The sequence below is a fragment of the Pseudomonas syringae group sp. 26L6 genome (genome assembly GCF_032587815.1).
GTDB classification, from domain to species: domain Bacteria; phylum Pseudomonadota; class Gammaproteobacteria; order Pseudomonadales; family Pseudomonadaceae; genus Aquipseudomonas; species Aquipseudomonas amygdali.
This window is the reverse complement of record NZ_JAWHPJ010000050.1, coordinates 14,995-40,332: the sequence shown is the minus strand read 5'-3', so window position 1 is coordinate 40,332 and position 25,338 is coordinate 14,995. Positions and strand designations below refer to the sequence as shown.

General features: G+C 62.8%; 6 protein-coding genes. 5 read left to right on the top strand and 1 reads right to left on the bottom strand.

The window, feature by feature from the left end; all coding sequences use genetic code 11:
• The first annotated feature begins 82 nt into the window (after positions 1-82).
• From RYA97_RS19910 to RYA97_RS19895, 4 genes are all read left to right on the top strand, one after another.
• Positions 83-9,118, top strand: a complete 9,036-nt coding sequence (locus tag RYA97_RS19910; protein ID WP_316892977.1) for a non-ribosomal peptide synthetase — start codon at positions 83-85, stop codon at positions 9,116-9,118.
• The gene (locus tag RYA97_RS19905; protein ID WP_316892975.1) at positions 9,115-13,227 is read left to right on the top strand and encodes an amino acid adenylation domain-containing protein; all 4,113 of its coding nucleotides are present in this window, start codon (positions 9,115-9,117) and stop codon (positions 13,225-13,227) included. Before RYA97_RS19910 ends, RYA97_RS19905 begins: the two co-directional genes overlap by 4 nt.
• Positions 13,227-22,382: a non-ribosomal peptide synthetase gene (locus RYA97_RS19900; RefSeq protein WP_198673259.1), complete on the top strand. Its 9,156-nt coding sequence runs from the start codon at positions 13,227-13,229 to the stop codon at positions 22,380-22,382. Before RYA97_RS19905 ends, RYA97_RS19900 begins: the two co-directional genes overlap by 1 nt.
• Before the next feature lie 98 nt (positions 22,383-22,480).
• Positions 22,481-23,350 (top strand): TauD/TfdA dioxygenase family protein, encoded by an 870-nt coding sequence (locus RYA97_RS19895; protein ID WP_057405135.1) that lies wholly within the window; start codon positions 22,481-22,483, stop codon positions 23,348-23,350.
• Positions 23,351-23,391: 41 nt separating this feature from the next.
• Here the strand turns inward: RYA97_RS19895 and RYA97_RS19890 are convergent, their stop codons facing one another.
• Positions 23,392-23,907, bottom strand: a complete 516-nt coding sequence (locus RYA97_RS19890) for a GNAT family N-acetyltransferase (protein WP_005783120.1) — start codon at positions 23,905-23,907, stop codon at positions 23,392-23,394.
• 153 nt (positions 23,908-24,060) lie between these two features.
• On the opposite strand from RYA97_RS19890, the gene RYA97_RS19885 reads away from it, so the two are divergent.
• On the top strand, positions 24,061-25,188 hold the full coding sequence (locus RYA97_RS19885; RefSeq protein WP_016982384.1) for a saccharopine dehydrogenase family protein: 1,128 nt from the start codon (positions 24,061-24,063) through the stop codon (positions 25,186-25,188).
• The last annotated feature ends 150 nt before the right edge of the window (positions 25,189-25,338 follow it).

The following is a 25,338-nucleotide window of genomic DNA, read 5'->3' as shown; positions in this document are numbered from 1 at the left end:
TCCTATGCCGTGCCTGACGGGCGGGACGCTCTGTGCCTCTGTCCGTTCATAAAAATAATCTGCTCACGGACGGTGGTTCCTGATGGTCGACAAATCTTCCTCGCGCGGGACGGGCTTCGCTTATCCTGATACAGAGCAACCCTTTGCCGAAAACCGGTGTGTACACGGCCTGTTCGAGGCTCAGGTGCGGCGCAAACCCGACGCCATAGCCGCGCGCTTTGAACAGGACGCGCTTGACTACGCGACGCTCAATATCCAGGCCAACCGTCTGGCCCATTACCTGCGCAGCCTCGGCGTCGGACCGGATGTGCGCGTCGGTGTGTGCCTGGAGCGCTCGCTGGACATGCTGGTCGGCGTGCTTGCGATACTCAAGGCGGGCGGCGCTTATGTACCGCTCGACCCCGCTTACCCAAAAGCGCGTCTGGCACACATGCTGGCGGACAGTGCACCGCGCGTGCTACTGAGCCATGCAGCTGCGCGTCCGGCGTTGTTGGCAGCGCTTGAGGGTGGTGCGGCATCAGCGCCGCTGCTTGATCTGGCCGATACCCGGCTGTGGGCAGCGCAACCGGTAGACAATCCGGACCTGCATGCGGTCGGGCTCACGTCGCGTCATCTGGCTTATGTGATCTACACCTCGGGCTCGACCGGCACACCCAAGGGCGTGATGGTCGAGCATCGCGGGCTGATGGCGGTGAGCGCTGCATGGGAGCGGCTATACGTACTGCACAAACCCCTCAATCACCTGCAAATGGCCGGGTTTTCCTTCGATGTGTTCAGCGCCGATCTGATTCGCGCACTGGGCTTTGGCGGCACGCTTGTTCTGTGCCCGCGCGACACGCTGATGGACCCGCCCGCGCTGTATCGCTTGTTGAGCGAGGCGCGCATCGATTTTGCGGACTTCGTGCCTGCGGTGCTCAACCCGTTGCTGGTCTGGGCGCAAGAGACGGGGCACGACCTGTCTTTCATGAGCACGGTGGTCTGCGGATCGGACATCTGGACTGCCCATAGCGCGCGGCAACTGCGCAGGCTGTGTGGCGAGCGCGTGCAGATTGTTCAGGCCTACGGGGTCACTGAAGCAAGTATCGACAGCACCTGTTTTGAGTTCGATAGCAACAGCCACGTTGATGCGGTGCTGCCCATCGGGCGGGCGTTGGCCAATACGCGGATTTACCTGCTCGATGCGTTTGCCGAACAGGTTGCTCCAGGTGTTACGGGGGAGCTATATATCGGCGGCGCAGGTGTCGCACGCGGCTATCTGAACTTGCCGCAACTGACCCTTGAGCGCTTTGTCGACAGCCCGTTCGTGGCCGGTGAGCGCTTGTACCGCACCGGCGACCTGGCGCGTTATCGCGCAGACGGCAACCTGGAATTTCTCGGGCGCAATGACTCGCAGGCCAAGCTGCGTGGTCTGCGTCTGGAGCTGGGTGAAATCGAGGCGCGTCTGGCCGAAGTTACCGGCGTGCGTGACAACCTGGTGGTGCTGCGTGAGGACAGCGTCGGTGTGCCCAGGCTGGTCGCCTACTTTCGCGAACAGGCTGATGCAGGGCTGACGCCGAAAAGCCTTCGCCAGCACCTGCAACTCAGCCTGCCGGACTACATGATCCCCGCAGCGTTTGTGCGCATGGACGCGCTGCCGCTGACCGCCAACGGCAAGCTGGACCGTAGTGCATTGCCGGAACCGGGTGCCGATGCGTTCGATCAACACGCGTTCGAGGCGGCTCAGGGCCCGCTGGAAACGACACTCGCGGCGATCTGGGCCGAGGTGCTGGGCGTGGAGCGGGTCGGTCGTCAGGATCACTTTTTTGCGCTTGGCGGCCACTCGCTGCTGGTGATGCGCGTGCTGGCCAAGGTTCGGCAGACATTGCGTCTGGACGTGTCGCCGTCTGCGCTGTTTGCCGCCCCCGTGCTGCAGCAGTTTGCTGAGCAGCTGAGCAGCGCCTCGGGCAGCGCTCGTCCGCCCATCACAGTCATAGAGCGTTGCGGCGCACACGCGTTGTCGTCTGCTCAACAGCGGCTGTGGTTTCTGGCGCAGATGGAGGGTGGCAACGCGGCCTATCACATGCCGTTGAATCTGCGCCTGCGCGGACCGTTGCAGGTGGCCGCACTGCAAAGCAGTTTCAACCGGCTGGTGGCCCGCCATGAGGCGTTGCGTACCACGTTCATCGCCGTCGAGGGTGAGGGGCGGCAGCGGGTTGCTGCGACGGGGACGATTGCTGCATTGCCGATCATCGACCTGCATGGCGAGCCTGATGCCCAGGCGCGTCTGCTTGAGCTGATGGGCGAGGAGGGCAGCAGGCCGTTCGACCTGGCGGTCGGGCCGCTGATGCGCGTCAGCCTGGTGAAGCTGGCCGAAGACGATCACGTGCTCCTGCTGACCCAGCACCACATCATTTCGGATGGCTGGTCGATGGGCGTGCTGACGCGTGAGCTGGGGGTGTTGTACGAAGCAGCCCTCCACAAACAGGCCGACCCATTGCCGCCCCTGTCGATCCAGTACGTGGATTACGCAGTCTGGCAACGCCAGTGGTTGTCTGGAGAAGTGCTGGAAGCGCAGCGACGTTACTGGCGTGAAACGTTGAGCGGTGCACCGGTACTGCTGGAGTTGCCTACCGATCACAAACGTCCAGCGGTCCAGAATTACCGTGGCGGCTTCGTGCCGCTGATGTTTGACCGCGCGCTGACCGCACGCCTGCGCGCGTTGGCAACGCAACAAGGCACCACGCTGTTCATGAACCTGCTGGCCGCCTGGTCGCTGTTGTTGATGCGCCTGTCGGGGCAGGACGATGTGGTTATCGGTGTGCCTTCGGCGAACCGCAGCCAGCAAGAGCTGGAGGGCTTGATCGGTTTCTTCGTCAACACCCTGGCCTTGCGCATGACCCGCTCCGCAAGCCCGACAGTGGCAAGCTGGCTGCAACAGGCGCGCCAGGTCGCGCTTGCAGCTCAGGAACATCAGGACTTGCCGTTCGATCAGGTGGTGGAAGTGCTCAACCCGCCGCGCAGCCTGGCTTACAGCCCGGTCTTTCAGGTGCTGTTCGCCTGGGAGCAGCATCAGGATTCGGATCTGACGTTGTCGGGGCTTGACGTTAGCGTGCTGCAAAGCAGTCAGCCAGTGGCCAAATTCGACCTGCAACTGGCGCTCAGCGAGCGTGACGGGCAAATAGTCGGCGGTCTGGAATATGCTTCGGGCCTGTATGAACCCGAGACCGTGGTGCAGATGGGCGAGTACCTGCGTCGCATCCTGACGCAGATGGTCGAGGACAGTAAGCAGCCCCTTGCGACGGTCGCCTTGCTGAACACCGAGCAACATCGCCAGATTGTGCATGACTGGAACCGCACTGAACGCGACACCTCGCGGCAGCCCGATTGTGTAACGCGCTTCGAGGCTATCGTGCAGCGCGTGCCCAATGCCGTGGCGTTGCTTGCCGATGAGCAAGCGTTGACCTATGCCGAGCTGAATCAGTCTGCCAACCGGCTGGCACATTACCTGATCCAGCAGGGTGTAAAGCCCGAGCAACGTGTGGGTTTGTGTCTGGAGCGCTCGCCGCAGATGGTTATCGGTTTGCTGGCCATTCTCAAGGCCGGTGCCGCTTACGTGCCGTTCGATCCCGCGTACCCGGCCGAGCGGCTGGCGTTCATGTTCGGTGACGCCGCACCGACCCTGCTGCTGACTCAGGCCTCCCTGCGCGCAGACCTGCCGCCGCTGCGCGACACGCTGTCGATCTACTGCCTGGACGTGGATGCGCAGCAGTGGGCGCAGTGTTCGGATTGCAATCCACACGTGCCCGTCAGCTCCGGCAATCTGGCTTATGTGCTCTACACCTCCGGCTCGACCGGGCGGCCCAAGGGCGTAGCGCACAGCCGTGCCGCGCTGGACAATCTGATCGCCTGGCAACTGGAACAGGCACCTGTTTCGCAACGGGTGTTGCAATTCGCCTCTTTGAACTTCGACGTGTCCTTTCAGGAAATCTGCAGCACCTTGTGTCAGGGCGGCAGCCTGGTGCTGATGAGCGAAACTGCTCGCAAGGACCTCGCTTCACTGCGCCCGACGCTGGTGGCCGAAGGCGTACAACGGGCGTTTCTACCCTTTGCCGTGCTCCAGCAACTGGCCGGTCTCAGCGAGTCCGATGCCGCGCGTCCGGCGGATGGCTGTGAAATCGTCACGGCCGGCGAGGCGTTGCTGATCAATGATGAACTGCGTGCCTTTGTTTGCGGCCTTGGCGGCGCACAGTTGCACAATCAGTACGGCCCGACCGAAACCCATGTGGTCAGCCAGTTCAGTCTGAACTGTGACGAAGCCGGACAGTGGCCGGACGCGCCACCGATTGGCCGGCCCATCGCCAATGCGCGTCTGTACGTGCTGGACGGCGACTTGAACCCGGTGCCGGTCGGTGTGGCCGGAGAGTTATACATCGCGGGCACCTGTCTGGCCCGTGGCTACCTGAATCGTTCGGCGCTGAGCGCCGAACGCTTCCTGCCGAACCCGTTCGATCCGCAGCCCGGCGCGCGCATGTACCGCAGCGGTGACCTGGCGCGGTTTCACGCCGACGGCAACGTGCAGTATCTGGGGCGGATCGACCAGCAGGTCAAGCTGCGCGGCTTTCGCGTCGAACTCGGCGAGATCGACAGCCTTCTGCAACAACAGCCGGGCGTGCAGGAAGCGGTCGTGCTGCTGCGCGAGGACGTGCCGGGCGACAAGCGTCTGGTGGCTTACGTGGTGGGCCCGGCAAGCGCTGAAACCCTGCGCGCCGGGCTGCAGCGCCACCTGCCGGAACACATGGTCCCGACCGCCTGGGTTTCTCTGGCGCAACTGCCACTGACCCGCAACGGCAAGCTTGACCGTCCAGCCCTGCCTGCGCCAGAGCGCCAGAACGCAAGCACTTACGTGGCCCCGCGTGATGAGACCGAGCGGCAGATGGCGCAGATCTGGGCCGAGGTGCTCAAATGCGCGCAGGTCGGCCTCCACGATAACTTTTTCGACCTGGGCGGGCATTCGCTGCTGGCCACGCGGATGGTCTACATGATCAACCAGCGCATGGGCGCGCAGTTGTCCCTGAGCAGCCTGTTCAAGACGCCTGTGTTGGTGGATCTGGCAGAGCAGGTACGGCTCGGGCGTGGCGAAGGTCATTCGGTTGAAACGCCGTTTACCCCCATCGAAGCTGATCGCGGTGCACGTTACGCCCCCTTTCCATTGACCGATATCCAGCAAGCGTACTGGTTTGGCCGCGAGTCTTCGGTCAGCCTCGGCGGTGTCAGTGCCCACGGCTACGAAGAACTGCGCATTCCCGGCCTCGACGTGCCACGTTTCGAGCAGGCGCTGAACCGCATGATCCAGCGGCATGACATGCTGCGCGTGGTGTTTCGCAGCGACGGCACACAGCAGGTTTTGGAAGACGTGCCGACGTATCGGATGCCACGCAGTGATCTGCGCGGCTTGCCCGTCGCCGCTGCGCAGCAGGCCCTGCAAGACACTCGCGAACGTCAGTCCCATCAGGTGCTGGACGCCAGTTGCTGGCCGCTGTTCGAGTTCAGTCTGTCGTTGCTCGATGACAGCATCAGTCATCTGCACATCAGCCTTGATGCCCTGATCGTCGACGCGGCGAGCACGCAGATTCTGGCTCGCGAACTGATGGCATTTTATGCCGACCCGCAGTTGCAACTGCCTGAGCCGGGTTTGACCTTTCGCGACTACGTGCTGGCCGAACAGCGCCTGCGCAGTGACCGCCGCTACGAACAGGCGCTGGGCTACTGGCGCGAGAAGGTTGCCACGCTGGCACCCGCACCGGACCTGCCGCTGGTGTGTCAGCCGGAAAGCATCAGCCAGCCGCACTTTACCCGCCGCGACCGCGAACTGTCGGTGCAGCAGTGGTCGCGACTCAAGGAACTGGCCCGACAATTTGCCGTGACGCCGTCGGTGATGCTGCTGACCGCGTTCAGTGAAGTGCTGGCTCTATGGAGTCGGCAGCCGCGCTTCACCTTGAGTCTGCCGTTGTTCAACCGCATGCCCTTGCACGCTGATGTCGATGACATCATCGGCGACTTCACCTCGCTGATCTTGCTCGAAGTCAGCCTTGAAGCGGCAGCGAGCTTCACTGACAAGGCGCGCGCCGTGCAGGCCAGGTTGTGGCAAGACATCGACCATTCAGTGGTCAGTGGGGTCCGGGTACTGCGAGAGCTGTCCCAGGCCCGTGGTGTGCAGCAGACCGCCATGCCGGTTGTCTTCAACAGCACGCTGTCGGAGGCCGCGCCGGAACTGGCTGAATTCAATCTGGCCGACGCCCTGAACGCCGAGCACATGCACAGCATCACCCAGACCCCGCAGGTGTGGCTGGACCACACGTTGCTGGAGCTGGAAGGGCGCCTGCTGTTCAACTGGGACAGCATCGACGAATTGTTTCCGGTGGGCATGATCGAGCAGATGTTCGTCGCCTACAACGCGCTGCTGGACCGTCTGCTGGCGCCGGATGCCTGGAGCGCCAACACCGCGCAGCTGATACCGCTGGCACGCTTGCCTGTGCCCGATGCCAGTCCTGTCGACTCGGCGCTGATGCACGAATTGTTCGACCGTCAGGCGCTTGCTGCCCCGGACGCGCTGGCGGTGATCGGCACGCAGCGCCAGTTGAGTTATCGACAGCTGCGAGCCGAAGCGCGGCAGCTGGCGGCGCGGCTTCAGCGTATGGGCGTGGTGCCCAACAGGCTGGTCGCGGTGGTCATGGAGCGTGGCTGGGAACAGGTCGTCGCAACCCTGGCGATCCAGTACGCAGGCGGTGCCTACCTGCCGCTCGACCCGGCGCTGCCAACCGAGCGCCTGGAGCACATTTTGCAGCGTGCCGAAGCGAGTCTGGCCCTGACTCAGCCCGCACTGTTGCAACGCATCGAATGGCCCGAGCAGATCAAGGTCATCAGCGTGACCGACCCGGTCATTTCCGGCGATGCCATTCCCGATCAGCCTGAATTGCACGCTATAGAGCTCACGCCAGACGACCTGGCCTATGTGATCTACACCTCGGGCTCGACCGGCATGCCCAAGGGCGTGGTCATCGATCATCGCGGCGCGGTCAACACGTTGCTCGACATCAACCGGCGCTTTGCCGTCGGTACCACGGACCGGGTGCTGGCGATTTCTTCGCTGAGTTTCGATCTGTCGGTCTATGACTTCTTCGGCACGCTGGCCGCGGGCGCTGCGGTGGTGTTGCTCGAACCGCAGCAGGCGCTCGACCCGGCGCACTGGCTGGCGCTGATCGAGCGGCATCAGGTCAGCCTGTGGAATTCGGTGCCAGCCTTGTTCGGCATGTTGCTGGAGTATGCCGAAGGCGAGCGCAGTGCATTGCCGTCGAGCCTGCGGGTAGCGATGCTGTCGGGCGACTGGATTCCCTTGACGCTACCCGAACGCGCCTGGGCGTTGCAGCCGACGTTGCAGCTGATCAGCCTGGGCGGGGCGACCGAGGCGTCCATCTGGTCGATACTGTATCCGCTGCAACAGGTCGATCCCCACTGGCGCAGCATTCCCTACGGCAAACCTCTGGATCACCAGCGCTTCTATGTGCTGGATGATGCGTTGCAGGTTCGCCCGACGTGGGTGGCCGGTCAGTTGTATATCGGCGGTATCGGTCTGGCAAAGGGCTATTGGCGCGATGAAACCCTGAGTGCCGGGAGCTTCTTCGCTCACCCGCTGACCGGCGAGCGTTTGTATCGCACTGGCGATCTGGGCCGTTGGTTGCCCGATGGCAATATCGAGTTTCTCGGTCGCGAAGACACCCAGGTCAAGGTTCAGGGGCATCGTATCGAGCTGGGCGAGATCGAAGCTGCGCTCAATCGCCATCCCGGCGTGCAAAGCGCTGTGGTGCGGGTGCTGGGCGAAGCGCTGGGCGAGAAGCGTCTTGCGGGCTACGTACTCAAGGCCGATCCCTCGTTGCAGGCCAGTGATTTTGCCCAGTACCTGGCAGACAAGTTGCCCGCCTACATGGTGCCGAGCTCGTTTACCTTCGTGCAGGAATGGCCGCTGTCGGCCAACGGCAAGGTCGATAAGAAACGCCTGCCGGAACCGACTCAGGCTCAGGCGTCAGGTCCCGCGCTTGAAGTCGAAGGGCCGCAGGAGCAACAACTGGTGACGATTGTGCAGGGCGTGCTCAAGCGTCCTTCGATTGCTGCCGACGCCAATCTGCTGAACCTGGGCGCAACCTCGATCGACATTGTCAGGATCAGCAATGCGCTGTCCGGCGAACTGCAGTTCCGCCCCAATGTTGCGCAACTGCTGGCGCAGCCGACCCTGCTCAATCTGCTCGGCATGTACCGCCAGACTCTGGCCGATGGCAGCGTGGTCGACAGCATCCGACAACGGGCAGCTTCGCCCGAGCAGGTGATTGAAGATCCGCAGCAGCGGGCGCGCTTCAAGGCCGATCAGCGTGGGCGTCGGACCTTCACCGCGCAGGTTCCGGCGCTGGACCTTGCGCGCCCGGATGACCCGGCGTTGGTGCGGCGCTTCAGCGATTACCGCTCGGTACGTCAGTTCGCTGCGCAGCCGATCCCGACCGAGGCGTTCGCCGGCTTGCTGGCCAGCCTGGCCCAGGGGCAACTGGATGGAGAGATCAAGTACCAGTTTCCGTCCGCAGGCGGCCTGTACCCGATTCAGAGCTACCTGTACGTCAAGCCGCAGCGGGTAACCGATGTCGCAGCGGGTGCCTATTACTACGACCCGGTTCAGCACCGCCTGCTGAGGCTGGACAGTGACGTGCTGGACCCGGACACCTACGACTACTTCGTCAATCGTCCGGTGTTCGAAAACGCTGCGTTCTCGCTGTTCTTCATCGCCGACATGGCCGCAATCCGGCCTCTGTATGGCGAGCGCAGTCGCGACTTCTGCCATATCGAAGCCGGAGGCATGGCGCAATTGCTGACCATGACTGCGGTGGAGCAGGGCCTTGGCCTGTGCGGCATGGGCTCGCTCGAAGAGCAGCAATTGTCGGCGTTGTTCGACTTGGGACCGAATCATCAGTTGATCTACTCGATGGTGGGCGGCCTGCGCACTGCTGATGAACATCGCCGCACGCAGATCGAGGCGTTCGCTTCTGCTGCGGATCAAACGGACGACGCCAGCGACATGGAGGAGATAGAGATATGAATGCCTATCAATTGCTGGAGTTGTTCGGTCGTCATGCCGTGGTGCTTGAAGTGGACGGCGAAAAACTGCGTTGCAAGGCTCCGCGCGGGTTTCTCAATGACGAGATGTTGCAGGCACTCAAGCAACACAAGGCAGAGCTGATCGCTTTGCTGAGCGGCACCGACTCGGCGGCGATCCCCCGTCGTGCTGTCGGGCTAACGGCGCTGCCGCTGTCCTTTTCGCAACGCCAGCTGTGGTTTCTCGACCAGATGGAACCGGGCAATGCGTTCTATAACGTGCCCACTGCGATCTTGCTGAAGGGCACGCTGGATGTGCCGGTGCTGGAAAAGGCGCTGAACGAATTGATCATGCGCCACGAAATGCTGCGCACCACGTTTGCCAGTGTGGACGGTGAGCCACGGCAGATCGTGCACCCGGTGATGGCGCTGGCGATGCCGAAGGTCGACCTGCGTGACCTGTCGCCAGAGGCGCGTGAAGTGCAGGTCGGAATGGCTGTCGATCGGGAGGCCAAAGCGCCATTCGACCTGGCCTGCGGCCCGCTGTTGCGGGCTTCGCTGCTGCGGCTGGCCGATGACGAATATCTGTGGCTGTACAGCGTGCACCACATCATTGCCGATGGCTGGTCGATGGGTGTGATCCTTCATGAAGTGACCACCTTGTATGGAGATTTTTTGCGCGGTCAGGCGTCCAGTCTGGCACCGCTGGCGGTGCAGTACGCCGACTACGCCTGCTGGCAGCAACAGCGTCTGAGCGGCGAGGCGCTGGCGGGGCAATTGGCTTTCTGGCAGCGCACGCTGGCCGACGCGCCGCCGCTGCTCGACATGCCTGCCGACCGACCACGCCCGACCGTGCAGCGTTACGCTGGGGCGACCTTCAGCTCGACAGTCGATGGCAGCACCTTGCGCGGTCTTAATGCACTGGCCAGACAAACCCAGGGCACGCTGTTCAACGTGTTGATCGGCGCGCTTTCCGTGCTGCTGTGGCGCCACAGCGGTCAGCGGGACCTGTGCATCGGTACGCCGTTTGCCAACCGCAGCCGTCCTGAAATCGAGCCTCTGATCGGCCATTTCGTCAACACCCAGGTGATTCGCCAGCGTCTCGATGCGCAGCAGACCTTTGCTGAACTGTTGCGCGAGGTACGTGCCACGCTGCTGGATGTCCACGCCCATCAGGATGTGCCTTTCGACCGGGTGGTCGAGGCCGTCAACCCACAGCGTGATACCGGTTATTCGCCGTTGTTTCAGGTGATGATGGTGCTACAGAACACCCCGGGTACCGCTGTGCAGATGCCGGGGCTTAGCATGACGCCATATGGCACCGGCAGTGCCACGGCCAAGTTTGATCTGGCCTTCGAATGGGTCGAGCGCGACGGTGCGCTGAACCTGTTGGTGGAGTACAACACCGACCTGTTTGATCAGGCCAGCATCGAGCGCCTGAGCGGGCATTATCGACACCTGCTGGAGCAGGTTGCGCTGGACCCGAAACAGCCGGTCGGCGCACTGACGCTGATCACAGAAGCCGAACGTGAACAGATTCTGCACGACTGGAACAGCCCGGCAGCGCTGACGCAGAGTGTCGATTGCGTGCATCGCCTGATCGAAGCTCAGGTAGCGCGTCGCGAAGATGAGTGCGCGGTCATTTTCGAAGGTCAGTCACTGAGTTACAGCCAGCTCAACAGCCAGGCCAACCGACTGGCGCAGCACTTGCTCACCCTCGGCGTCGGCCCGGACGTGCGCGTAGCCGTCTGTATCGAGCGCTCGCTGGAACTGCCGGTGGCTTTATTGGCGGTGCTCAAGGCCGGTGGCGCCTACGTGCCGCTGGACCCGGATTATCCATCAGGACGCTTGCGTCATATTATCGACGACACTTGCCCGGTGGTGTTGCTTGCTCTCGGGCCGACGCGCAAGATTCTCCGCGAGGCCCTGCAAGGTGCAGACTGCGAGGTGCCGATCCTCGATGTGCAGGCTGATGCCGTGCTCTGGGCTCAATGCTCGCCAGACAATCCAGACCCGCAGCGTGTCAGGGTCAACGCCGACCATCTGGCGTACGTGCTGTACACCTCCGGCACCACGGGGCTGCCCAAGGGGGCGATGGTCACGCATCGCGGGCTGAGCAACCTGCTGCTCTGGTGTCAGCAGTTCTGCGGCGAACGCGGGAGCATGCTGCACAAGATTCCATTCGGTTTCGACGCTTCGGCCTGGGAGATCTTCTGGCCGTTGCTTACCGGGGGCAGGCTGGTCATCGCCCGTCCCGGCGGGCATTTCGAGCCCGGTTACCTAGCGCAGGTGGTACGCGAACAAAGCGTCACCGCGATGGTGTTCGTGCCGGCCATGTTGCAACTGTTTCTGGAGGTCGAAGAGGTCAGCGCCTGTCACTCCCTGAAGGATGTGTTCAGTGGCGGCGGGGAGCTGTCGCCCGCAGTGGCCAGACTGTTTCAGAAGCGTCTGCCGCATGCCCGCTTGCACAATGTCTATGGCCCGACCGAAACCACAGTGATCAGCAGTGTCTGGACGCTGCAGCCTGGCGCAGAGGTTCCGCCGCGCCAACTGGCCATCGGCCGACCTATCGCCAACACCCGTTTTTATGTGCTCGACGAGCGCAATGCGCCAGTTCCAGCCGGTGTTACCGGTCAGTTGCACATTGGCGGCGTCGGTGTTGCGCGGGGCTATATGGGATTGGCCGAACTCACTGCCGAGCGGTTTATCGACAACCCGTTTGTTGCTGGCGACCGGCTTTACCGCAGTGGTGATCTGGCGCGCTATCGCCCGGACGGTCAGCTGGAGTTTCTCGGTCGTAACGACTTTCAGGTCAAGCTGCGCGGCATCCGCCTGGAGTTGAGTGAAATCGAAGCGCGGCTCGACTTGTTTCCCGGCATCCGTAGCAGTGTGGCACTGATCGTTGGCGATACCGCGCAGAACCAGCGTCTGGTGGCGTGCTGTGTCGCCGACGGCGCAGTGGACGAGTCCGCGCTGCGGGCCCACTTGGCGACGACCCTGTCCAGCGCCGTCATGCCCAGCACTTATCTGTGGCTGGACGCCTTGCCGTTGACGGTCAATGGCAAGGTCGACCGTGTGGCTCTCGCGACACTGGCCGATCAGGACCTGGCCGAACGGCAGGTCAACCTCGGCAGCCCCAGGGACCATATCGAGCTGGCGCTGTATCAGATCTGGAAAGACCTGCTGCTGGTGCCGCAGATTGGCATTCGCGACAACTTCTTCAACGTCGGCGGCACCTCGATTGCGGCGATCAAGATGGCCTACGAGATCGGCCGGGTCTTCGCCGTCGAAGTGCCGGTGCGTGTGATCATCGGCCATCCGACCATCGAGGCGCTGGGCGGTTGGCTGCGTACCGGGGCCAGCCTGACTTCGGCGCAGGGCAACCTGATCGAATTCCGCCGCGGTGCCGGGCAACGCAACGTGGTGTGCATTCACCCGGCGGGCGGCACTGCGTTCTGCTACCTGTCGCTGGCCAAGGAGCTGCCGGAAAGCATCGGTGTGTACGGTGTGCAATCGCCGGGGTTGAACCCTGGAGAAAGCACCGAGCCGAGCGTCGAAGCGATGGCCGACGCCTATCTGCGGCGCATCGCGCCATTGACGTCACAACCGCTGATACTCACCGGGCTGTCGTTCGGCGGTCTGGTGGCTTACGAAATGGCCCGGCGCCTGACGGCTGCTGGCAATCGTCAGGTCACGGTGGTGCTGCTCGATACCCAGGGCTCGGATGATCCGGGGTTTCGGCAACAGATCGGCACCGTCGACATGGCTGAATTTCGCGACAAGCTGGTGCGCTTCAACGGCATGTACCCCGGTATCGAAGACGCGCAGGTCGAGCGTTATTTCCACCTCTACAACCACAACCGTCTGGCCATGGCCGCTTACGAATGCGAGCCGCACGCCGGGCGCGTCGTGCTGATTCAGGCCCGTGAAGGCTTCAGCCGCGCGCAGTTGCATGAGCTGCGCAGCTTCTGGCGTCGCCGCGCGGGTGACGGTTACAAGGCCCGGCTGGTGCACGGCGGGCACTGGGACATGCTGGAAAGTGCCGAGGTGCATCGTGTCTCGCAGACGCTCAGGCAGGAATTGCAACGTTTCGACACGCAGGAGGCGCAATGATGAGCAGCCACAAGGAGGGTATGGTCCGGCACCCCGCGACTCTGCTGTCGCGCTTTGCCGAGCAGGTGCGACGCAATCCCGAGGCACTGGCGGTGATCGATCAGCACGTAAGGCTGAGCTACGCGCAACTGGCCAGCGCCAGCGAGCGCATCGCCAGGGGGTTGCTGGCACAAGGCGCAGGGCGCGGTGATCCACTTGCCCTGTGCATGCCGCGTGGCTGGCAGTGGGTGGCGACAATCATGGCGGCCCTGAAGGTGGGGGCCGTCGTGGTGCCATTGGATCGTGCCAGCCCGCTACGGCGTCGGGAATTGATGCTGGAAGATGGCGGGTGTGTCGGGCTGGTTACCCTGGGTCAAGATTCTGATGCTGTGTCGGCGCTGCGTGGCTGGCACATCAGCGTCGAGGCGCTGCTGGATTACCCTGATCAGCCGCCACAACCTGTGCCTGATGACTTCGCCGAGCTGAGTTTTCTGTTCTACACCTCGGGCACTACCGGCACCCCCAAGGCAGTGGAAGTGGGCGAGCGCGGCCTGTTGCGTCTGGCCCAGGCCGACAGCTACATCGAGATTCGTGCAGGCGACCGTTTTGGCTGCCTGTCCAACCCGGCGTTTGACGCCTGTAATTTCGAACTGTGGGCACCGCTGCTCAATGGCGGTTGCTGCGTCATCATTGCCGACGCAGACCTGCAGGACGCACGGCGGCTGGCCACAGTGCTGGAAACACAACAGGTCGATAACCTGTTTATGACCGTTTCGCTGTTCAACACGCTGAGTGCGGATGACCCCGGCTGTTTTGCCAGCCTGCGCCAGCTACTGATCGGCGGCGAGCAAGTCAGCGCCGCTGCGGTGCGCGCCTGGTATCAGGCCAATCCCGACAGCCGCTGCCGGATTTTCAACGCCTACGGACCCACTGAATGCACCACCTTTGCGCTGTGCCATCCCATTGCCCGAGACTTTACCGGTGATACAGTGCCAATTGGCCGGCCTTTATCGGATACAGGCGTGCGTGTGCTGAGCCCGCAACAGCGACCTGTTGCTGTCGGCGAGGCGGGCGAGCTTTACCTGAGTGGCAGCGGGGTGGCACGGGGTTACCGCCACCGTCCCGCAGAGACCGAACACAGTTTCGTGCGCCTGCCCGCGCTCGACGCTGCAGACACACTTTATTACCGCACCGGCGATCAGGTACGGGTCAATGCCGAGGGGCTGATCGAGTACCTGGGCCGCATCGACCGACAGGTGAAGGTGCGCGGTTTTCGTATAGAGCCGGGGGAGGTCGAACAACGCATTCTGGACCATCCGCGGGTAGCGCAGGCGCATGTCTGTACCCGCAGGCAAGCGGCCGAAGACCATCAGTTGCTGGCGTTCATCGTGCCACGCGAAGGCCTGGACTATCGCGAGTTGGACCAGCACCTGCGTGAACACCTGGCGGTATGGATGCGCCCGCATCAGCTGTTTCTGCTTGAGCGTCTGCCGCTGACTGCCAATGGCAAGATCGATCAGCGTGCGCTGCTGGAGCAGCCCTTGAAACCATGGCGACCGCAAGCCTGCTCACTGCCTGACGATCAGCACTCGCCCGCACTGGACTGGCTGTTGACCCAGGCCCGCAGGCTGTTGGCACAGCCCGACCTCAACGGCCAGGATGACTGGCTGGGCAGTGGTGGCGACTCTCTCAAGGCCATGCGCCTGCGCTCTGCAATCCGCACGCACTGGCGACGCGAAATTATGCTGGGCGCGGTGCTGGGCGAATCGTTCGCAGCACTGGCCGAACGCCTGAGCGATGAACAGGGCGCTGCGTCTGCCTATCCACCCGCGCCACCCGTCAACAGGGTCGGGCGTGCGCCAGCCACTGCCGAGCAAAGCCGCTTGTGGCTGATGCAGCAACGCACGCCGCAAGCCACGGCCTACAACGTGCCGCTCATTCTGCACCTGGCGGCAGGCATTCAATTGCCCGCGCTGGCTGAAGCCGTGCAGCGCCTGCTGGCCCGACACAGCGGGTTACGCACGGCCTTCGTGTCCGGGGCTGACGGGCTTTATCAGGAGGTTTGCGAGCGCGACGTGCTGTGCCGCACCTTTGCTGTGGGGGCGTTCAGCGAACAGACCTGGCGTAGCTTCGCGACGCTGGTGTTCGATACACCCTTCGATCTGGCGACATCAGCCCTGTGCCAGGCCTGGCTATTGCCGTTTGCCGATGGCAGTTGTCGCTTGCTGATGAACCTGCACCACATTGTCATCGATGGCTGGTCGATGAACCTGTTGTTCGATGATCTGGTGCAACTGTACGACGATGCGCTGCACGGGCGGGCAAATGCGGAGCCTTTGCCTGGGCTGGGCACGCTGGAATTTGCGCTCTGGCAACGGCAATGGCGTGTCGACCCGCGCTATCGCGACCAGCGCCGTGCCTTGGCCGGGTTGCATCGCCAGCAGCCAGCATGTTCTCCACCGCTGGTGGCGGTTCGTGAACCAGGCCCGCAGGCACGGCTGTACCGCCAGCCGCTGGGTGCCATGCGCAGTGCCGCACTGGATCGGTTTTGCAGCCAGCAACGCGTCACCCGCTATGAAGTGTTGTTCAGCGTTTATGCCTGGAGCGTGTACGCGCTGACCGGCTGCGAACGGCCGCGAATCGCCAGCCCGGTCTCCAACCGTCCATTGACCGAGTTCGAAGACGCAATCGGCATGTTTGCCAACACCGTGCTGATCCCGACGGTGCTCGACAACAGCATGACGCTCGACCAGCAGATGCACCGCCAGACTGCCACAGTGCGCGAGGTGCTGGCCTTGCAGGACGTCGCCCTGGCTGATCTGGTCGAAGACCTGCGGCTGTCGTCGAGCAGTGCGTTGTTCGATTTCATGTTCGTGCTGGAAAATACCGACTACGCCAGACTCGCCCGTACCAGCTTGCGAGCGACGTTCGAACTCACCGAGACCGTGCAGGCCAAATGCCCGCTGACCTTGTCAGTGGTCGATGTCGGTTCGCAACTGGAATGCTGGTGGGAATACCAGTGCAGCTATTTCGACGCCGCACAAATGACTTCCGTCAATCAGGTGTTTCAACAGGGTCTTGATCTGCTTCTGGAAAAACCTTCGGCCATCCTTGACGATCTGCTCACGCCGTACCGCTTCAGCCTGCCGCCCGCCAGTCAGGGTGGCAGCGATGCGGCGCCGTTCGGAACCCTGGCCGACTGGTTCGAACATCAGGTCAATTGCACACCGGATGCCCCGGCGCTGGTCGCTGATCAGCAGCGTATCAGCTACGCCGAACTGGATGCGTTGGCCGACACCCTGGCGGCGACTCTGGTCGAGCAATGCCCATTACCGGAAGGGTATGACGCACCGCTGCAAGTGGTGCTGTACCTCGAAGCGTCGGTCGAGCACATCGTGGCCTTGCTGGCGCTGGCCAGACTCAACCTGACGGCCGTGCCGCTGGACCCTGGTTATCCACTGGCGGTGCAGCGTCAGGTCATGCAGCAGGCACAGCCGTGTTGCCTGCTGTACAGCACTGTCACCGAGGCGGCACTGGATGAATTGAATGCTGGTCGGGTGGCCCGTCATCGGGTCGACCTGAGCGCTGCGCCACGGTCATTCGAACGTCGCCATCATGCGGGCGAGCGACCTTTGTACACGCTGTTCACGTCCGGCTCGACGGGTACGCCGAAAGGCGTTCAGGTGCCGGACCGAACCCTTTGCAACCTGTTGCACTGGCAGCGTAACCAAGGTCATTTGCCAGCCAGATCGGTAACCCTGCAATTTTCCATGCTGTCGTTCGATGTGTCGTTTCAGGAGATTTTCAGCACGCTTTGCGGCGGTGGCTGCTACCACCTGATCAACCCACGCTGGCGGCAGGATGCCCAGGCATTGTTGAGCTATCTGCAGCAGGCGCGCATCGAGCGGCTGTTCCTGCCGTGCGTGGCCTTGCAGCACTTGGCGCAGACGGCGGTCAGCCAGGACGTTTACCCGCAGGCGTTGCGTGAGGTGATCACGGCCGGCGAGCAACTGCTCTGCACCGATGCACTGCGCAGCTGGTTTGGGGGCATGCCGCAGGCGCGTCTGTTCAATCATTACGGGCCGACCGAAACCCACGTGGTCAGCGCCTGGCGTTTGCCAGCGGCAGTTCAGGACTGGCCTCTGCGAGCGCCCATCGGGCTGGCGGTGAACAACGCGCGGCTGCTGCTGGTGGACGAACACGACCAGCCAGTACCAGGTGGCAGCCGGGGTTATCTGCTGGTGGCGGGGCCGATGATTTCGCGCTGCTACCTGGCCGACCCGGCGCTGAATGCCGCGCGGTTTGTCGAGTTGCCGCAGCCCGAGGGCAACATGCTGTTCTATCGCACCGGCGACCTCGCCCGGGCTGATGCCGATGCCTGCCTGCACTACCTTGGCCGTGACGACCAACAGGTCAAGGTGAGTGGCCAGCGTCTTGAGCTGGGGCAGATCGAAGCCGCACTGGTGCAGGACGCTCAGGTGAGCAATGCGGTGGTGGCCATGCACGGCCAACCGCCACGTCTGGTGGCCTGGTTGCAGGTCGAAGGCACGCCGCCTGACGTGCAGCAGCTGGATCGCCAGGTCACGCTGCACTTGCCTGCGCATGTGCGTATCGACGAATACCGCTGTGTCGATGCCTGGCCGCGTACGCCCAGCGGCAAGATCGACCGAAAGGCGTTGAGTTCGCTGGGCGAGGCACTGCAACGGCGTCGCAGTGCACTTGCGCAAGTGCCGCTGAGCGCGCTTGAACAGCAACTGAGCGAGTTGTTCGTGGCGGTCATCGGCCGTGATATCGAGCTTGATCAGACCTTCTTCGAGGCCGGTGCCACCAGCCTCGGCCTGATGCGCCTGCATGCCCGTTTCAACGAACAACTGCCACAACCAGTGGCGATGGCAGCGCTGTTCGAACATGTCACTGTGCGCCGTCTGGCGCAGCATCTTTCGGCCTCGCCATCGGTTTCAGTGGCGCGTGCGCAAGGCTCCGTAGCTGGCGAGCAACCGATGGCAATCATCGGCATGTCGGTAAATGTGGCGGGGGCCGGCAACCTCGCCGAGTTCTGGGCAATGGTCCAGGGAAACGAGTCGGGCATCGAGCTGTTCGACGCCGCCGATGGGTTGGTCGGCGCGCGTAGTCAATTGGCGGGGATGCTGGATTTCGACCCGGAATACTTCGGCATCAGCCTTCAGGAAGCACGGCTGATGGACCCGCAACAACGGCACCTGTTGATGGGCTGTGTGCAGGCGCTGCAACATGCTGCAATCACGCCCACAGCCGATGGCCCACGCATTGGCCTGATCGCCAGTTGCGGCGAAACCACGTATTTCCAGCAAATGCTGCGCGAAACTGCTGAGGGTGATCTGCTGGACGGCTTTCAGATGGCGCTGCACCACGACAAGGACTTTCTGGCCACCAAGGCGGCGTACCACTTGGACCTCGGCGGCCCGGCGCTGAGTGTTCAGGCAGCGTGCGGCAGTTCGCTGATTGCCGTGCACCTTGCGGCGGCGATGCTGCGCCAGGGCGACAGTGATGTAATGCTGGCCGCCGGGGTGCTCGTCGACCCGACTTTGACAGATGGCTACCGTTATCGCCCGCAACACATTTTCTCTCGTGACGGGCTGTGCCGTCCTTTCAGTGACGATGCCAGCGGGACCATCGGGGCCAGCGGCTACGGGGTGGTGGTGCTCAAACCGCTGGCCCGCGCCCAGGCCGATGGCGACCGGATCTATGCGCTGGTCGAGGCCTCTGCGCTGAACAACGATGGCCGGGCCAAGATGAGCTACACCGCGCCTTCGGTGGCGGGGCAGAGCGCGGTGATCAGCGAGGCCCTGCGCAAGGCGGGTGTCACAGGGGCTGACATGGGCTACATCGAGGCCCACGGCACAGGCACGCTGCTGGGCGACCCTATTGAAGTGGCCGCACTCAGCAAGGCGTTCGGTGCAACGCCCGCTGCCAGTTGCGCTCTGGCGTCAGTGAAAAGCCAGGTCGGTCATCTGGGCGCGGCGGCGGGTGTGGTCGGGCTGATTCGTGCGACGCTTGCGGTATTTCATGGTGTGATCCCGCCCAATCTGGGCTTTGCCCGGATCAACCCGCAAATCGACCTGCAGCACTCACCGTTCTACATACCCACCACCTCACGGCCATGGCCCGAAGGCCGTCGGCGGCTGGCCGGGGTGAGCAGTTTCGGTATCGGCGGCACCAACGCGCATGTGATTGTCGGCGCGCCGCCATCGCAGGCAGACAGCGCCGAGGAATGCCCGCCGTGCCTGTTGCTGTCGGCACACAGCCGTACAGCGCTGGAGCGGGACGTCGCGGCAATCGACGCTTGGCTCAATACCTTTCCCGAACAACAGACCGCGCTGCTGCGTTACCTGCAAAACGGGCGACGCGCATTGCCCTGGCGCTTTGCGGTGATCTGCCAGCCGGGTCAAACGCTGCGTTTGCAACCTTCTTCGATCAAACGGGTGACGATCTCGGACCTGCGTCTGAAGGCCAGTGAACACTCGCCGCAGGCGTTGCTGGAAGCCTGGTATGCAGGGGCCAGTATCGAGGTGGCGACGCGTTCGGCACCGCCACCGTGGAACTTGCCGCCGTCGGCGTTCGACTTACAGACCTTCCGCTTCAAGCCATCCGCCGCTGTCGAGCCGCAGCCGCCGCAAACCGCTGAGCGCGAGCTGATGGCGGACTGGTTTTATCAACGCCAGTGGCAGCGTGTGCGTCGTCTGGGCACACAACCGATTGGCGAACGTCGCGACAGGCTGGTGGTGTGCAGTCACGAGCGCGTTGATGCCGCACTGCTTGGCTGCCTGCAGGGCGTTTATCGACACGTCATCGAGGTGCAGGCCGGTAATGGTTATCAGCAGCTTGGCCCGAACCTTTATGAGCTTGATCCACTGGACCCGTTAGCGTTTAGCCGACTGATCACCGAGCTTGATCAGAGTGGGCAGGCGGCGACCGAACTCGACTGGCTGCATGCCTTGCCACTCTCGGTTGGCGGGGTGGTCAACGAGCAAAGCCTTGCCGCCGCGCAATGGGCGTGTCTGGACACGGTCAGCGCGTTTTTGCAGGCCTGGGGGCAACGCGCACAAAAGACCGCTTTGCGACTCTGGCTGCTGTCCTGGCAGGCGTGCCCGGTAAATGGTCAGGTCATGCGTCCGGAGCTGGCGGCGCTGGCAGGTATTACCGAAGTGGCCCCGCAGGAGTACCCGATACGCTGTCACTGGCTGGATCTGCCCACTGCGCAATGGGGCACACAGGCTCGGCAACTGGCGACGCTGCTCGCCGAACTGACGTCGCTGCCACGGCGCATGGCCATTCGTGACGGTTATCTGTGGCAGCCACAGTTGCAGCCGAGCTCGCTCGCGCTGCCAACGGTCGTTTCGAATCTGTTGCCGGTAAACGGCACGTTTCTGGTACTCGGCGGTACAGGCGGTATCGGCCGTACGTTGTGCGAACACTTGCTGCAATCAAGCCAGCGGCGGGTAGTGCTGCTGTCGCGCCGTGGGGAATGTCCGCAGGAGCTGGGCGATTATGCCGCGCGTATCGATAGCGTTCAGGCGGATATCGCCGATTTGGCACGCTGGCCCAAGGTGCTTGAGCAACTGCGCGAGCGTTATGGACACTTCGACGGGGTAATCCATGCTGCCGGGACCGGAGCGGGCAGCCTGATTCGTCAGCGCGATGCTCACCTGTTGTCTGAAGCGATGGCGAGCAAGACCCGCGGCATGCTGGCGGTCGAAGCGTTGATCGAACAGATGACGCCAGGGTTTGTGCTGTACTGCTCATCGATGTCGGCACTGTTCGGCGGTGCCGGACATCTGGATTACGCCGCCGCCAGTGCGGTGCTCGACGGCTTCGCCCATTACCGCCCGAATGGCGAAAATGGCTGCGTGCGCCTGGGTATCAACTGGGATATCTGGAGGGAAACCGGTATGGCCGCTGCCAGCGGCATCGGTGATGAAGCGCATCAGCGGCATCTCGCGGTCGGCATGTCGGCGCAAGAGGGCTGCCAAGTATTCGACGCCGCCATGACTGCACAACTGCCGCAATTGTTGATTTCGACGACCGATCTGAACACCGCACGCCAGTTTTACCCGGCTCGTCATAGCGGTGCTGGCTTGACGCTGGTCGACACTGCGCCAGCCGTTGCGGCAGAAACCGGTCTGCCGGAGCGTCTGCATGGCTGCCTGTGCAAATGGCTTGGCGTAAGCGCTCTGGATCCGGATGACTCGCTGTACGAGCTGGGGGCTGATTCCCTGACCTTGCTGGACCTGATCGACGAATTGCAGGCCGCGACGGGTGTGGTATTCCAGTTGTCACAGTTCAGCCACAAGGTCAGCCTGCGCGAGGTACTGGCGCTGGTGCAGTCAGCGCAGGGCGGTGCGGCTGCAGTCGAAGACCAATGGACCGACGCGGTTAGGATTGACCAATGGCATGCGGGGGTTGACCGCGAGCGCCTGTACCTGATCCATCCGGTGGGCGGCGATGTTCAGGCGTATCGCGAGCTGGCCTCGGCGCTGCACCCTGATCTGGGTGTGTGGGTAATTGCCGACCCGACCTTGCGCCTGCCCGAGCTGCCGAATATCAGCCTGGCCGAACGGGCGCAGCTGTATCTCGACGCGTTGCAGGCCCATCACCCCGACGGCACAGCATGGCGGCTGGCCGGCTGGTCGTTCGGCGCGTGGGTGGCGCAGGCGATGTGCAACCTGCTGGCGGACGGTTGCGAGCAGCCGTTGTTGTACCTGATCGATCCGCCTGCGCCGGATGCCGGGACCGAGCTGGCGCGGATCGACGAAGAACGTATTCAGCAGGTCTTCCAGCGCGAGTTTTCTGCACGGCGGGCCCTCAACACTGCCGCCAGCACGGCCAGCGAAGACGCGTCACGTTACCTGCAAAGCCTGATTGTCTGCTGCCAGAACAACATGGCGAGCATGGCTGATCATCGGCCCGCGCAACTGCCTGATACCAAGGCACGACTGTTCATTGCTACGCGTCCCAATCCATATGGCATGGGCAGCGCCTGGCAAATGGCAGACCTGCAGCGTGCCTGGCAAGACCTGTTGCCGCACCTGCTGAGCTGGCAGCCTCTGGACACTGATCATTACGGCATTGTCGCAGCGCCGTGGGCGCAATTGATTGCCGAGATGATCAACGCAGACCTGCCAGCAGGGGAGGGCTGAGCGCGTTAGCGGCACGTTTTTCAGGCGGGGCTGACGTTCCCGTAGACGAACCACGGACATGGTGATCGGCCATGCCAACCATTCAAGGGTGAGGGATCATGGATCAAATGGCACTCAAGGCCATCGAAGGCATCGCGGGGGCGCCTCGCGCGCCGTATCACAGCATCACGGTCAACCGCCTGACACCCATCATCGGTGCCGAAGTCGGCGGGGTCGACCTGTCGCAGCCACTCAGTGCGGAGCAACTGAAGGAAATTCGCCGCGCTTTTCTGGAAAACCACGTGCTGGTGTTTCGTGATCAGCACCTGACGGTCGAGCAGCACAAAGCCTTTGGCCGGCTGTTTGGACCGTTACGTGCCTTGCCGGTAGAAAGCATTGATGGCGATGACCCGGAGCTGGTCGTGGTGCGCGCCAACGCCCAGTCACGCTTCGCTGCTGGCGAGCTGTGGCACACCGATGGCACCGCTGACCTGGAGCCGTCGATGGGCTCGATGCTGTATGTCAAAGAGACGCCCGCCATTGGAACCGGTGGCGACACGCTGTTTGCCAACATGCACCTGGCCATAGAAATGCTCTCGCCTGCGATGCAGGCGTTTCTTGGCGAACTGACGGCCATTCACGATGGCGAGATTCCGTGGAAGGGCTATCAGCCGCCTGCCAACCTTCCCAAAAGCGAGCACCCTGTGGTGGCTCGCCACCCTGAAACCGGACGCCGCAGCCTGTTCGTCAATTCCGGTTTCACCTCGCATATCGTGCAACTGTCCGCAGGAGAGAGCCGCACGCTGCTGAACATGCTGTTCGACCTGATCGCCCGTGAACCCTCTCTCAGTTGCCGCGTGCGCTGGGAGCCCAACACGCTGGTGTTCTGGGATAACCGCTGCACCCAGCATCACGCGGTGTGGGATTACTTCCCGCACTCGCGCTATGGCGAGCGAGTGACGATTCTGGGAGGGCGGCCCAAAGCCTGAGCCGCTTGCCGCAGCCTGGCTAACGCTTGGCTGCGGGCTTGTCACCTCAGTCGCAGGTGATATTTCAGGTCATCGAACCACTGATCGCCGATCTGATAGGCATGCGGGACACGGCGTTCGAAAGAGAAACCGCATTTCTCCAGCACCTTGCAGGAGGCAATGTTGCCATCGGTCACGGTCGATTCCAGTGAATCGAGGCCGATGGCGGCAGCGTAGTCGATGATTGCCCGGCGGGATTCGGTGCCGAAGCCCTTGCCTTGATGTTCCGGCAGCAACAGACAGCCTACTTCGGCATGCCCTGGCGACATGATGCGAAAGCCGCTGACCCCCAGCTCCACGCCGCTCTGCTTGTCGACGACCACCAGGCACAGCCAGTGATCGGACTCTGGCGTCCACACCGGAAGGCGATGCTCAAAGCCTTTGCGAACTTGTGCTTCTTCGATTTCCCCGAAGACGTACTGCATGGTCTGAGGCTCGGAGTGCAGCCTCAGAAACAACGGCCAGTCACTGGCGAGCAGGGTCCGCAGATAAAGTCGTTCGGTGTGTAGTTTCAGCATCCGTTGCTCCTTGCACGATCAAAAAGGCACAGGGTTTTGTACTCGGCATTCGGCCAATGATCAATAATGCACGCGCATTTCATCGCCATCGCTCGCGGCAATCGCTGAGTAGCAAGGCATGGTCATACCCTTCAGCATTTCAGGGACGAGTCAATGGCATTTCGCGTATTGGTCATCGGCGGCTACGGCAACTTCGGCAGCCTTATCTGCAATCATCTGGCGATGATGCCGGACATCGAACTGGTCATCTCCGGTCGCGACCCGCGCAAGCTGGCGGAAAAGGTTGCCGCACTGCAAACGCTGGCTGGCAGATTCTGCGAGAGCTGGTGCGTGGACATCATGCAGGACGGCGCGGGCAGTGAGCTGGGTGAATTGGGCATTGATCTGCTTATCCACACGGCGGGGCCTTTTCAGGGGCAGTCGTATGCCGTGGCCCGGCATTGCATCGCGGCGGGTGTGAATTATTGCGACCTGTCGGATTGCCGGACCTTCGTCTCCGGTATCGCCACTCTGGATGCCTTAGCGCGTGAGGCGGGCGTCTGTGTGCTGAGCGGTTGCAGCTCGGTGCCGACGCTTTCGGCGGCCATCATCGATCAGCATCGCCAGCGTTTTCTGCGCATCGATTCGATAGAGCATGGCATCTCCTCGGCAGCGAAAATGCCCGGTCTGTCGACCGTGCGTGGCGTGCTGGCCAATGCCGGGCGGCCGATCAGGCAACTGCGCAACGGCAAGGTCCACGAAGTCCATGGCTGGATGGACCTGACCCTGCGCCGGATGCCCGGCATGGGCACACGGCTGGTGGCCAATGTCGACGTCCCGGACCTGGATGTATTCGCGACACGTTATGCCGCGCAGCATCTGAGCTTCAAGGCCGGCTCCGCGCTCAAGGCCGGCGGCATCGCGACCTGGCTGCTGGCGCTGGCGATTCGCTGTGGGCTGCTGCGCGATCCTGCGTCGTGGGCCGAGCGCCTGTACCGTTGGGGCGCGCGCTTTGAACACTGGGGTGATCGAAAGAGCGCGATGTACATCGATGTCGATGGCGTCGACCTCACCGGCCAGCCGCTGCACATGCGTGCGCAATTGACTGCACTGAACGACAAGGGCCCAGAGATCCCCGGCAGTGCTGCCGTCGCGCTGAGCGGCAAAATGGCCGGTGGCTATCGCCCACAACCGGGCGCACGGGCCTGCGTCGGAGAAATCACCGTAGACGAGTACCTGGCAGCGATCAACGAGCCGGAAAACATCCGGCTGGATGTTCATTTCACCGACCGCAACGTCTGACGCTGTTGCCAATCTCCGATGGCTCCGTACAGGCGAAGATCAAGGCAGTTTCATTGCGTGATCTTCCGGTTTCGCGCGGTGCCAATCATCGGAAAAATTCTGCTCAGGCGATTTAAATAAATATTCATCATCGCGCTCCGGCCACGTAAT